Here is an 11,941-nt window from a genome sequence, read left to right on the forward strand (position 1 = left end):
CCCTATGCCCCGCATCGCCTTCGCCCCCGCCATCCAGCGACACATCGCCAGTCCGGAGCGCGACGTAGCGGCGGCGACGGTCGGGGCGGCACTGGAAGCGGTGTTCTGCATCCAGCCGGAATTACGCGGCTATCTCCTGGACGATCAAGGGCAGTTGCGCCGCCATCTGGCGGTGTTCGTCGATGGTCGCGCCATCCGGGATCGCCAGCATCTGAGTGACCCGATCGGCGCCAGCAGCCAGATCTACGTGGTGCAGGCGCTGACCGGCGGTTGAGAAAGGTCCCCACCATGAGCGATCGACTTCTCGTTGCCACGCGCAAAGGGCTGTTTATCCTGCAGCGCAGCAGTGATGGACAGTGGCGGCAGGCAGAGACGCATTTCCTCGGCGAGCCGGTCAGCATGGTGCTGGCCGATCCGCGCGACCACACGCTATACGCGGCGCTCAACCTCGGCCATTTCGGCGTCAAGCTGTGGCGTCGTCCGGCCGGACGGCAGGACTGGGAGGCGTGCGCGGTGCCCGTCTATCCGCCGCAGCTGGAAGAGCCTTCCGGGCCGCCATTGGAAGAGGCGCCGTGGAGCCTGCAGCAGATCTGGGCGCTGGAAGCCGGCGGCCCGGACGAACCCGGCGTGCTGTGGGCCGGCACCATCCCGGGAGGTTTGTTCCGCTCCGGCGACGGCGCCGATAGCTGGGCGCTGAACCGGGCGCTGTGGGACCGGCCGGAGCGCAGCGAGTGGTTCGGCGGCGGCTACGACTACCCCGGCATCCATTCCGTCTGCGTCGATCCGCGCGACAGCCGTCACATCACGATCGCCGTATCCTGCGGCGGCGTGTGGCAGACGCATGACGGCGCCGACAGCTGGACCTGCACCAGCACGGGCATGCAGGCCGACTATATGCCGCCCGAACGGCGCGAAGACCCCAATATCCAGGATCCGCACCGCATGGTGCAGTGCGAGGGCCGTCCCGAGGCGCTGTGGGTGCAGCACCACAATGGCATCTTCCGTGCTACCGACGGCGCCGCGCGCTGGCAGCGCGTGCATGCACTGCCCTCCAGCTTCGGCTTCGCCGTCGCCGTCCACCCCCGGCAGCCCGACACCGCTTGGTTCGTTCCGGCCGTCAAGGACGAGTGCCGCGTCCCGGTGGACGGTCGGTTCGTCGTCAACCGCACGCGGGATGGCGGGCGCAGCTTCGAGGCGCTGGACGACGGCCTGCCGCCGCCCCCGGCCTACGACCTCGTCTACCGGCACGCTCTGGCCGTGGACGCCTCGGGTGAGCGCCTGGCGATGGGCTCGACCACCGGCGGCCTGTGGGTCTCGGAGAACGGAGGCGACCGCTGGCAGTGCGTGTCGGCTCATCTGCCGCCGATCTATTGCGTGCGCTTCGCTTGATCCTGCTACAAAGCCAGACCACCATGCCGCAGCCCGGCCGTCGGCGTCCAACGCAAAGCCCAGGATCAATCCGGTCTTGGGCTTTCTCATGCCCGCAGTTGGCCGAGCCTTGGGTGTCGGGCCGGGGGCCGCGCCCAAAAGCAGACAGCCCCGTCAGGGGCTGTCATTCATGAAGCAAGCTTGGCCGAGCGACTCGACCCTAGGCCTTCAACTCCTCGATCAGATCCGCCTCGAGCGCGAGCACCGCCTTGCCGTCCGACAGCGCGTCGCCCGACAGCAGGAACGAGTCCTCGACCCGGCTGCCGAGCGTCATGATCTTGGCCGACTGTACCGACAGGCCGTAGCGGGTCAGGATCTGCGTGATGCGTGCCAACAGGCCGGGCTGGTCGCCGGCCACCAGCGATAGCACGAAGTAGTTTTCACGGTCGTCGGAGCGGATGACGACCTGCGGCGTGATCGGGAAGTGGCGCAGCATGCGGTTGACGCGGCCGGGCGGCGGCATCTCGATCTCGCCGCCGCGCTTCAGGCAGGCGGACAGTTCGAACTCGATGAAGCTGATCAGGTCGCGGTAGTCGCCGTCGTGGTGTTCGGGGATGAACACGTGGAAGGTATCGAGCGCGTAGCCGTGGCGCGTGGTGTAGACCTTGGCGTCGGCGATGCTGTAGCGGGTGCGGCCGAAGAACGCGCACAGGCGCGCGAACAGCGCTGGCTGGTCGGGCGTGTAGACCAGCACCTGGACGCCTTCCTTGTCCTCGGACAGCCGCGCGCGGACGATGGGCTCGGCGCTGGCGACGAAGCGGTTCAGAAGCCTTGCGTGCCACGCGATCTCCTTAGCCTCGTGGCGCAGGAAGTAGACGGTGTCGAGTTCGCTCCACAGCTTGTCTTCGACGCCGGCCGGTACGGCGAACAGCCGGAGCAGCGCGCGCGCCTGCGTCTTGCGTTCCTCGAGTTCGGAGTCGAGGTCGAGCTCGCCGCCGCGCATCAGCTGCTTGAGCGTCGCGTGGTAGAGGTCCTCGAGCAGTTTGGCCTTCCACGCGTTCCACACCTTGGGGCTGGTGCCGCGGATGTCGGCGACGGTCAACAGGTACAGCGCGGCCAGCCTTCTGGGCGTTGCGACCTTGTCGGCGAAGCGGCCGACGGTTTCCGGGTCGTAGATATCTTCTTTCTGCGCGGTCGCCGACATCGTCAGGTGTTCCTGCACCAGCCAGACCACGAGCTCGGTGTCGTCGTCCGTCAGCCCGTGCGCGATGCAGAATTCGCGCGCGTCGAGACGGCCCAACTGCGAGTGGTCGCCGCCGCGGCCCTTGGCGATGTCGTGGAACAGGCCGGCCAGGTACAAGAGTTCCGGCTTGTCGAAGTCGTTGATCAGCCGCGACAGGAACGGGTATTCGTGGTTGAACGCCGGCACCGCGAAGCGGCGCAGGTTGCGCACCACCATCAGGATGTGTTCATCGACGGTGTAGACGTGGAACAGGTCGTGCTGCATCTGGCCGACGATGCGGCCGAACGCCGGCAGGTATTTGCCGAGCACGCCGTACAGGTTCATGCGGCGCAGCGTGCGCGTCAGTCCCGGCTCGCGGAACAGCTGCATGAAGAGCGCGCGGTTGGTCTTGTCGTGGCGGAAGCGCTCGTTGATGCGGCTGCGTGCGTTCCACAATGCCCTGAGCGTGCGCGGCGCGAAGCCGGTCAGCTCGGGGTGGCGCTGCAGCATCAGGAAGGCTTCGAAGATGGTCGACGGCCGCTCGCGGAAAATCTCGGATTTATAGACGGAAAGCATGCCGTTGACGGTGTAGAAGTGCTCGTCGAGCGACTGAGTCAGCCGCGGCAGCTGCGAGAAGAAACGCGCGCGCAGGTTGGGCAGCAGAACGCCGTTCAGTTGACCGACGGTGCGCGCCGCGCGGTAGAACTCGTGCATCAGGAGTTCGCTCGCGCGCCGCGCGTTCGTGTCCTCGAAGCCCCACAGCCTGGCCAGCGGCTGCTGGAAGTCGAACAGCAGCCGGTCCTCTCGACGCTTCGCCAACAGGTGCAGGTCGATGCGCAGCCGCTGCAGCGTGCGTTCGCTGCGCCGGATCAGCCTAGCCTCGGCGCGCGTCAGGATGTCGTCCTCGGTCAGCGCATCCCAGCTGTCGCCGAAGCCGGTCGCCTTGCTGATCCACAACAGCGTGTGCAGGTCTCTGAGGCCGCCCGGGCTTTCCTTCAGGTTCGGTTCGAGGTTGTTGGTGACGCCGAAGAAGCGGTTGTGGCGCTGCTGCTGCTCGAGCTGCTTGCCCTCGACGAAGGCGACCGGGTCGAGTTCGCGCGCGAGCGAGGCGGCGAGGACCTGTTGGAGTGCTGCGTTGCCGGCGATGAGCCGGTGTTCCAGCAGCGTGGTCGCGACGGTGATGTCACCTTCGGCCTCCTTCAGGCATTCGTCGACGGTGCGTACGCTGTGGCCGACCTCGAGGCCGAGGTCCCACATCTGGCCGATCAGCACCTCGGCCTTCTCGAGCACCGCGCGTGGCGCGTTGTCGGGCAGCAGGATCAGGAGGTCGATGTCCGAATGCGGAAACAGCTGGCCGCGGCCGTAGCCGCCGACCGCCAGCAGCGCCGCCGATTCGCCGCCGCCGCCGTCCTGCCACAGCGCGGCGATTTCTGTGTCGACGAGACCGCTCAGCGACGAAAGCAAGGTTTGCGGGTCGCCATGTTCACGCCAGGCGGCGAACAGCGCGTCGCGGGCGGTCTGCAGTGCCTGGCGGCGTGCGGTCAGCGCGTGGGCCATGTCAGCGTTTTTCCTGCTTGCGGATCAGTGCGATGCCGGCGGCCAGGAAGAGTAGCGTCGGCAGTGTCGCCGAGACCATCGCGTTCCAGCCGTACAAGAGGCCGAGGTGGCTGAACAGGCGGTTGGTGAAGTGGAAGCCGACGCCGATGCAGATGCCGATGAACAGCTGCAGGCCGAGCTGGCCGTGGCGGCGCTGGCGCGGCGTGAAAGCGAGCGCGACCAGCGCCATCGACACGCAGGCGAGCGGGTAGAACAGCTTGCTCCACAGCGCGATGTCGTAGCGTTGCGTCTGCTGCTTGTTGTTCGACAGGTGCTCGATATAGGTGACGAGGTTGGCGACCGACATCTGTTCGGGCACGACGAGCAGTACGTCGAGGATGTCCGGTTCGATCACCGACTTCCAATTCAACGCCGGGTGGTGCTCGACGGTGACCTTGTTCTCGCTCAGCTTGGTGTCGGACACGCCGGTCAACTGCCACTGGCCGTTGCCGAGGTAACGGCCAACGTCGGCGTAGCGGGTCTGCGTCAGCTGGTAGTCGTCGTTGTAGGTGTAGATGCGCACGCCCTTCAGCGTGGTATCGGGCAGCATCTCGCGCACGTTGATGAAGTGCTTGTCGTCCTTGACCCAGATGCCCGAACGGAACTCCTGCGCAACCATCGAGCGCGTGGCGGCGAGCTTGACGCGGCTCGCCTCCTGTTCGGCGTACGGCGCGGCGAACTCGCCGAGCAGAACGGTGAGGATCGCGAACAGCACGCCGAACTGCGCGAGCACGCCGGCGACCTGAGACAGCGACACGCCGCTGGTGCGGATCACCGTGTACTCGCTGTTCGACGCGAACTGCGTCATCGCGACCATGCCGCCTATCAGCACCGCCAGCGGCATCAGTTCGTAAGCGTGGCCGGGGATCAGGTAGGCGACGTAGCGCAGCATCACCGGCGCGGTGTAGCTGCCCTTGCCGAGGCTGGGCAACTCGGCGACCACGTCGAAGAAGCCGAACAGGCCGATCAGCGCGGCCAGCGTGAAGAAGGCGCTGCTGGCGAGCGAACCGATCAGGTAACGGTTAATCAGCCGCATCGTGTCAGGCTTTCTTGAAAAGGGTGACGAGGGTGCGCGACAGCGGCGCGGCCGGGAGCGAGCGCAGCCACAATAGTCCCAGCGACACCGCGAACAGCGCAAGGTGGACGACGACGACCGCGCCCCACGGCACCTTGCCGTCGCCGATCCAGTTGCGCATCAGCGTCAACGCGTTCTGGTACAAGAGGAAGGCGATCAGCGCGTACACCAGGTTGTAGGTGTGGCCGCTCCTCGGGTTGAAGTAGCTCAAGGGCAGCGCCAACAGCGCGAGCAGCGCGCAGGTGAGGGGCAGCGACAGCCGCCACGCGAGTTCGGCCTTGTCGGACGGCTCGTCGCTGGCCCATAGCGCGGCGGTCGGTCGAGTCTGGATATTGGTGATCTGGCCTATCATCGGCGGCGCCTCGCCGAGGACGACGCGGTAGCGTTCGAAATGTGCCTCCTCGAAGTCGGCGCGGCCGGGTACGCCGACGTAGCGGCGGCCGTCGGTCAGTTCCAGCACCCGTTCTCCGTAGGCGTTGCTGATGACCTTGCCGGCGCGGGCGAGGATGGTGCCGACCTTGCCGTCGCTGATTTCCTGCATGAACACATGGTTGGCCGTGCCGTGCACCGCCGAGTACTGCTCGATGAAGTACACGCGGTTGGCGGCGCCCGATTCCTTGAATACGCCGGGCGAGATCGCCGAGATCTCCTCGCGCTGCTTCAGGACTTCGGCATACTCCTTGCTGCGATAGGCGGCCCACGGGCTGATGTAGAGCGTCAGCGTGGCGATGATCAGCACGAACGGCAGCGCAAAGCGCATCAGCGGCCAGATCCAGTCCTTGAGGCCGATGCCTGACGACAGCCACACTGTCATCTCGTGGTCGCGCCAGACGCGGGTGAGCACCACCAGCGTGCTGATGAACACAGTCAGGATCAGGAGCAGCGGGAACAGGCCGAGCGACCAGAAGCCGATCAGCGCCGCCACCGCCTCGTTGGCGATGCGGCCTTCGGCGGCGCGGCCCAACAGGTTGATGGTTTGCGTGGTGAGCAGGATCGCCAGCAACACGACGAACACGCCAACGGCGGTAAACGTCAGTTCGCGGGTCAGGCTACGGTGAAAAACCATGCGAGATGACCTTTTTGACTTTTTCTTTGTTGCGTTGTGATAATTTGCTTCGAGACAGGAAACGAGGCGCCTTGTTCAAAACAGGACAAGGGCATAAGCCGCCGAAGCCGGGAAAACAGACAGCTCGGCCAACCTTGAAAAGCGGCTTCGCATGCGCGGTTGCACGGCGGCCGGAACGCAATATCCACGGGAGTTCACGATGGAATTTAACATAAAAAGCGGGAGCCCGGAGAAACAGCGCGTCGCGTGCGTGATCGTCGGCGTGTACGAATCGCGCAAGCTGACGCTCGCGGCCGACCTCATCGACCGCGTCTCCAGCGGCTTCATCGGCGACGTGCTCAAGCGCGGCGACATGGAAGGCAAACTCGGCAGCACGCTGATGCTGCACTCGGTGCCGCACGCCTTGTGCGACCGCGTGCTGCTCGTCGGCCTCGGCAAGGAGCGCGATTTCCGCGCCAAGGAGTACCGCGAGGCGATCCGCACGTCGATCAGGGCGCTGACGCAGACCTCGGCCAACGAGGCGGTCAGCTACCTGACCGAACTGACCATCAAGAAGCACGACGTCGAGTGGATGATCGAGCAGGCGACCGTCGTCACGCTCGACGTGCTGTACCGCTTCGACCGCTTCAAGACGCGCAGCGACGAGCCTTTGCGCGAGCCGAAGAAGCTCACGCTCGCCGTGCAGCGCCGCAGCGACCTCGCCGACGGCGAGAAGGGCCTCGCGCGCGGTCAGGCGATCGCCGAAGGCATGCGCTTCGCCAAGGACCTGGCCAACCTGCCGGGCAACTTCTGCACGCCGAGCTTCCTCGCCGACACCGCGCGCGACATGGCGGCCACGCTCGGCGCCGAGGCCGAGATCCTCGACGAGAACGGCATCGCCGAGCTCGGCATGGGTTCGTTCCTCGCGGTCGCCAAGGGCTCGGACGAGCCGCCGCGGCTGATCGTGCTCAAGCACTACGGCGCGAAGGACAAGGCCGACAAGCCGGTGGTGCTGGTCGGCAAGGGCATCACCTTCGACACCGGCGGCATCTCGCTCAAGCCGGGCGAGGCGATGGACGAGATGAAGTACGACATGTGCGGCGCCGCGACCGTGCTCGGCGCCTTCCGCGCCGCGGTCGAGATGGCGCTGCCGATCAACCTCGTCGCCATCGTGCCGACCTGCGAGAACATGCCATCCGGCCGCGCGGTCAAGCCGGGCGACATCGTCACCAGCATGTCCGGCCAGACGATCGAGATTCTCAACACCGACGCCGAAGGCCGGCTGATCCTGTGCGACGCGCTGACCTACGCTGAAAGGTTTAATCCGGCCACCGTCGTCGACGTCGCGACCCTGACCGGCGCGTGCATCATCGCGCTCGGCCACGTCGCCACCGGCCTGTTCGCCAACCAGGACAGCCTGGCGCGCGAACTGTCCGCCGCCGGCGAGGAGGTCGGCGACCGCGCGTGGCACATGCCGCTGTTCGACGAATATCAGGAACAACTGAAGAGCCCGTTCGCCGACATGGCCAATATCGGCGGGCGGCCGGCCGGCAGCATCACCGCCGCGGCCTTCCTGTCGCGCTACACCAAGGCGTACGACTGGGCGCACCTCGACATCGCCGGTACGGCGTGGCGGAGCGGCAAGGACAAGGGCGCGACCGGCCGTCCGGTGCCGCTCCTGGTGCAGTTCCTGCAGGATCGCGCCGACATCGCGACCGGCAACGTGGTCCGCCGCGGTCGTCCGCGCCGCGAAACGAGCGAAGCCCCCGACGATGACGCGGATTGATTTTTACACCGAGGTCGACCAGCCGGCGGTCTTCGCCTGCCGGCTGGCGAACACGGTCTACAAGAAGGGCGAGCGCCTCACCGTCTGGCTGGCCGACGAAGAGGCGCTCGCTTCTTTCAGCACCCGGCTGTGGTGCCTGTCGGACACGCTGTTCGTGCCGCACTGCCACGTCGACGATGCGCTTGCCGCCGAGACGCCGGTGCTGCTCGCCGCGACCTTGCCGCACGACGCCGGCGGTGTGCTGCTCAACCTCGGCCCGAGCTACCCGGACGCGCCGGAACGCTTCTCGCGCATCCTCGAGATCGTCGGCCGCGACGAAGCGGCGCTGGCCGCCGCGCGCGATCGCTTCAAGGCCTACCGCACGCGCGGTTTCACGATCGAACACCACGACATGAGTCAACGCTCATCATGACCGACGCCCAAAAAACCGACTGGGACGCGCTCGATCTGCCGGTCCTGACCGACCTCGCCGAGCCCGCACCGGCCACCCCGGCGGCACTGCCCGAGTTGCCGCTCGATCTGCCCGATTTCGCCGACGTTCTCGCCGAATTGCCGCCGCTTGCCGGCGCCGCGCCGTCGTTCGACGCGCCGCCGCTCGAGATCGAACTGCCGCCCGAGCTGGCGCTCGACGACGGGCTTGGAGACGCGGCGGCGCCCGACCTGCCGCCGCCGGCGTTCGCGCTGCAACCCTTGCCCTCGCTCGACCTGGCACTCGGCGAAGCGGCCGAACTGAAGCTCGAAGACGTGCTGCCCGACTGGTTCGCGACGTCCGGGCCGGCCGCTCCGCTGGCACCTGAGGAAGACTTCGCGTTCGAACTGGCGGCGCGTAGCGCGCCGCCGGGCGCGGGCGAATCGTCGTCTGCCCCTGGCGACGTACCTGCCAGCGCTGCGGTGGCAGGACCCGCGCTTTCGCTGCCGCCGGAGCTCGACATCGATGCGCTGCTCGCCGAGCCCTCGGCCAACGTCGCCCCGGCCGCGAACCCGTCGCGTCCTGCCGTGCCCGTCTTGCAGGAAGCGCTCGCGCCGGTGGAGAACGCTGCGAGCGGCGTTTCCGGGCTGGAAAGTCCCACGATGGATAAGCGCCCGCTATGGGAAGAACTGCCCGAACTCGACGCGCTGACGGCGTCAGGCGCTGCTATGCCGAGCCAGCCGGTCGGTGCGGGCGATGTGCGCATGCCCGCAGACAGCCCGGCGACGTTGGCCGAGCCTCGGGGGGAGGCGGTTGCCGAAGCCGAGGAACCTGCTCATCCTCTCGCCTCGATCGATGTCGACAGCCTGCCGCGCGGCGTGCTGGGCCGTTCCCGGCTCGACGACGACCCGATGGCGGCGCTGAAGGCGCGGCTGGCCGCGCTGCGCGCCAACCTCGACCGCATCGGCACGGCGCCGGTGCAGCCTGAGCCGCCGGCCTTGCCGGAGGCCACCCTGGCCGCGCCTGCCGTGCCGGCTGGTGCCGATGAGGAACGGGCAACAGACGGGCTCCACGACGCCGTCGAACCCTTGCCCGACGCTGTCCTTGGCGAGCCGGCCGCAGAGCCGGCGTCGCCGCTGCCGAACGACGATCGGCCTGGGTCCGGGCTGTCGGAGGCGGTCTCAACGGTTTCCGACGCGGCCGTTCCTGGCGTTTTGGGCTTTACAGAGAATATCTCCGCTGCCGCGCCCGAGCCGTTCGCCGTGGCCGATGCGGTCGCGACTCATGAGCCGCAAGCAGGCGCGTCGGCTTGGCCTGCGCCGGAAGAGAGCGTGCAAGAAGCATCGCCTGCCGAGGTTGGCATCGAGCACGCCGTCGATGCAAACGAAAGGGTAAGCGAATCCGCCGTCTTCGAAGCCTTGGCCGTGCCGGCCGCCTTCGCTTGCGAGACGCCGCCGTTTGATTCCTTGTCGCCGTCCGGCGACTCCGCCGTGGCTGCCGAAGCGGCTGTCGCCGACGAGACCGAAGCTATCGACTTGCCGTGGCGGGACGAGAGTCGCGTCGAGAACGGCGCGGCATCGCCGGCTGCGGGCGCGGTCGACAGGCTGGACGCCGCAGAGCAGGCCGGCTCTGCTGAGCCACGTGCCGAGTGCGCAGAGGCGTTGGCCGAGCCGATCGCGGCATCCGTGTTGCCGGGCCCCGTCGAGTCGGACCAAGCCGTGCCGGCGGAAACCGCGTCGTTTGCTGACGCGGCAGCGACGACGTCGGCCGAGCCTGCCGCCGATCCGCTCGAGCCGAAAACGCCCGATGGCGCAGCGGAAGGCGTCATCCCGGCGCTCGCGGCCGCGGCGGCGCTTGGCGGTCTGGCCGCTGCCGAGCCATCGACGCTCGCCGCGGCCGAGCCCCCGGAGCCCGCCGCCGCGCCCGCGACGGTGGTCGCCGAAGCGGCGCTGGTCGACGCGCTGTACCAGCACCTGCTGCCGCGCATGAAGATGGAAATGGGCCTGTGGCTGCAGGAAGCGCTCGAGGCGCAGACGCGCCAGTTGCTGTCGGGCGTGATGGCGCAACTCAAGCAGGATTACGACATGATGTTCGGCGAGACCTTGCGCGAGAGCCTGCGCCAGGCGATCAACGAGGTCGGCCGTGCCGACAAGGAAGGACACTAATGGGACACCGACTTTCGCGCATCGTGACGCGCACCGGCGACGACGGCACCACCGGGCTGGGGGATGGCCGGCGCGTCACCAAGGACAGCCTGCGTATCGACGCGCTAGGCGAGGTCGACGAGCTGAACTCGGTGATCGGCGTGCTGCTGGCCGAGAAACTGCCGGCCGACGTCGCAACGTGGTTGGCCGAGGTGCAGCACGACCTGTTCGATCTGGGTTCGGAGCTCGCGGTGCCGGGTTATTCGGCGTTGGCCGAGCCGCACGTGGCCGGGGTCGACGAACGTCTCGCCGCGATGAACGCCGACCTGCCGATGCTGAAGGAGTTCATCCTGCCCGGCGGCAGCCGCCAGGCGGCGCTGTCGCACCAGGCGCGTTCGGTGTGCCGCCGTGCCGAGCGCGCGGTGGTGGCGCTGGCGCGGGAAGAGGGCGTCAGCCAGGCGTCGCGGCAGTACCTGAACCGCCTGTCCGACGCGCTCTTCGTGCTCGCGCGCGTGCTGAACCGCGCCGAAGGGCAGGGCGACGTGCTGTGGCGCCCGCACCGTCGCGGGGAAACCGCCGGCGAGTAAGGCGGTCAGGCTCTTTCGAAGACAGCGGCCGGTGTGGCCGCTGTTTTTTGTCGTGTGTTTGCGATCCCGTTTTGGGATCGGTTTGTCGTGATCCGAACCGAAGAAAGGCCGGCATGAAAATCAACCGCGCGCAGCGCGCCGCGATCGGCACCCTGTTTTCCGGCGCCTCGACCGCCAGAAAGCTGGCGGCGGCCGTGCTGCTGGTGGTCGCGGTCTGCGGCTACCTGTGGCAGAAACCGGGTGAAGTCAGCGGGGTGGTGGTCGGTGTCGCCGACGGCGACACCATCACCGTGCTCGACGCGGCGCAGACGCAGCACAAGATCCGCTTTGCCTTCGTCGACGCGCCGGAGCAGGCGCAGCCGTGGGGCCAGCGAGCCAAGCAGGCGCTGTCCGACAGGGTGTACCGACGCGCGGTACGGGTCGAGATCGTCGACACCGACCGCTACGGGCGCGAGGTCGGGCGCGTGTGGCTCGACGATACCGACGTCAATCTCGCGCAACTGGCGGAGGGGTATGCGTGGCACTACGTCTACTACGCGAAGAAACGGCAGGACAGCGGCGACTTCGCGGGCTACGAGCGCGCGCAGGATGCGGCGAGGGCAGGACATGTCGGCCTGTGGGCCGACAGCAACCCGACGCCACCGTGGGATTTTCGGCGCGAGAAGCGGGGCGAGTGAAGCGTCAAGCGCCAAAAACCAAAGCTTGGCCG

10 protein-coding genes are annotated in these 11,941 nt (G+C 67.6%); 7 read left to right on the forward strand and 3 right to left on the reverse strand.

Annotated elements, in window-relative coordinates; translation table 11 throughout:
• Positions 1 to 4 precede the first annotated feature (4 nt).
• Together DWG20_RS11430 and DWG20_RS11435 are read left to right on the forward strand one after the other, a co-directional pair.
• Positions 5 to 274 (forward strand): MoaD/ThiS family protein, encoded by a 270-nt coding sequence (locus DWG20_RS11430; RefSeq protein ID WP_115433932.1) that lies wholly within the window; start codon positions 5 to 7, stop codon positions 272 to 274.
• Positions 275 to 288: 14 nt separating this feature from the next.
• A complete protein-coding gene (locus tag DWG20_RS11435; protein ID WP_115433933.1) occupies positions 289 to 1,389 on the forward strand; it encodes a WD40/YVTN/BNR-like repeat-containing protein in 1,101 nt (366 codons plus the stop codon).
• Between the two features lie 199 nt (positions 1,390 to 1,588).
• On the opposite strand, the gene DWG20_RS11440 is transcribed toward DWG20_RS11435, so the two are convergent.
• From DWG20_RS11440 to lptF, 3 genes are read right to left on the reverse strand one after another with little or no spacing between them, the layout of a single operon-like run.
• Positions 1,589 to 4,147, reverse strand: a complete 2,559-nt coding sequence (locus DWG20_RS11440; RefSeq protein WP_115433934.1) for a [protein-PII] uridylyltransferase — start codon at positions 4,145 to 4,147, stop codon at positions 1,589 to 1,591.
• A gap of 1 nt (position 4,148) precedes the next feature.
• Complete coding sequence (gene lptG, locus DWG20_RS11445; RefSeq protein WP_115433935.1) at positions 4,149 to 5,222, reverse strand: LPS export ABC transporter permease LptG; 1,074 nt, start codon at positions 5,220 to 5,222, stop codon at positions 4,149 to 4,151.
• Positions 5,223 to 5,226: 4 nt separating this feature from the next.
• Positions 5,227 to 6,327, reverse strand: a complete 1,101-nt coding sequence (lptF, locus tag DWG20_RS11450) for an LPS export ABC transporter permease LptF (protein ID WP_115433936.1) — start codon at positions 6,325 to 6,327, stop codon at positions 5,227 to 5,229.
• A gap of 199 nt (positions 6,328 to 6,526) precedes the next feature.
• On the opposite strand from lptF, the gene DWG20_RS11455 reads away from it, so the two are divergent.
• The 5 genes from DWG20_RS11455 (at position 6,527) to DWG20_RS11475 (ending at position 11,909) form a co-directional block, all read left to right on the forward strand.
• Complete coding sequence (locus tag DWG20_RS11455) at positions 6,527 to 8,092, forward strand: leucyl aminopeptidase (protein WP_115433937.1); 1,566 nt, start codon at positions 6,527 to 6,529, stop codon at positions 8,090 to 8,092.
• Positions 8,079 to 8,504 carry a DNA polymerase III subunit chi gene (locus DWG20_RS11460; RefSeq protein ID WP_115433938.1) on the forward strand — a complete coding sequence of 142 codons (426 nt, stop codon included), beginning with the start codon at positions 8,079 to 8,081 and terminating at the stop codon, positions 8,502 to 8,504. The genes DWG20_RS11455 and DWG20_RS11460 overlap by 14 nt, the downstream gene beginning before the upstream one ends.
• Positions 8,501 to 10,666: a hypothetical protein gene (locus DWG20_RS11465; RefSeq protein ID WP_115433939.1), complete on the forward strand. Its 2,166-nt coding sequence runs from the start codon at positions 8,501 to 8,503 to the stop codon at positions 10,664 to 10,666. Before DWG20_RS11460 ends, DWG20_RS11465 begins: the two co-directional genes overlap by 4 nt.
• Positions 10,666 to 11,232, forward strand: coding sequence for a cob(I)yrinic acid a,c-diamide adenosyltransferase (locus DWG20_RS11470; RefSeq protein ID WP_115433940.1), 567 nt, complete (start codon positions 10,666 to 10,668; stop codon positions 11,230 to 11,232). The genes DWG20_RS11465 and DWG20_RS11470 overlap by 1 nt, the downstream gene beginning before the upstream one ends.
• Before the next feature lie 113 nt (positions 11,233 to 11,345).
• Positions 11,346 to 11,909 (forward strand): thermonuclease family protein, encoded by a 564-nt coding sequence (locus DWG20_RS11475; protein ID WP_115433941.1) that lies wholly within the window; start codon positions 11,346 to 11,348, stop codon positions 11,907 to 11,909.
• The last annotated feature ends 32 nt before the right edge of the window (positions 11,910 to 11,941 follow it).

The sequence above is a fragment of the Crenobacter cavernae genome (assembly GCF_003355495.1).
Classification (GTDB): domain Bacteria; phylum Pseudomonadota; class Gammaproteobacteria; order Burkholderiales; family Chromobacteriaceae; genus Crenobacter; species Crenobacter cavernae.

Excerpts from the sequence above, each read along its gene's own strand:
- DWG20_RS11435 (WP_115433933.1), top strand. The coding sequence starts at position 289 with ATGAGCGATCGACTTCTCGTTGCCACGCGCAAAGGGCTGTTTATCCTG.
- lptG (WP_115433935.1), bottom strand. The coding sequence starts at position 5,222 with ATGCGGCTGATTAACCGTTACCTGATCGGTTCGCTCGCCAGCAGCGCC.
- DWG20_RS11455 (WP_115433937.1), top strand. The coding sequence starts at position 6,527 with ATGGAATTTAACATAAAAAGCGGGAGCCCGGAGAAACAGCGCGTCGCG.
- DWG20_RS11430 (WP_115433932.1), top strand. The coding sequence starts at position 5 with ATGCCCCGCATCGCCTTCGCCCCCGCCATCCAGCGACACATCGCCAGT.
- DWG20_RS11465 (WP_115433939.1), top strand. The coding sequence starts at position 8,501 with ATGACCGACGCCCAAAAAACCGACTGGGACGCGCTCGATCTGCCGGTC.
- DWG20_RS11470 (WP_115433940.1), top strand. The coding sequence starts at position 10,666 with ATGGGACACCGACTTTCGCGCATCGTGACGCGCACCGGCGACGACGGC.
- lptF (WP_115433936.1), bottom strand. The coding sequence starts at position 6,327 with ATGGTTTTTCACCGTAGCCTGACCCGCGAACTGACGTTTACCGCCGTT.
- DWG20_RS11460 (WP_115433938.1), top strand. The coding sequence starts at position 8,079 with ATGACGCGGATTGATTTTTACACCGAGGTCGACCAGCCGGCGGTCTTC.
- DWG20_RS11440 (WP_115433934.1), bottom strand. The coding sequence starts at position 4,147 with ATGGCCCACGCGCTGACCGCACGCCGCCAGGCACTGCAGACCGCCCGC.
- DWG20_RS11475 (WP_115433941.1), top strand. The coding sequence starts at position 11,346 with ATGAAAATCAACCGCGCGCAGCGCGCCGCGATCGGCACCCTGTTTTCC.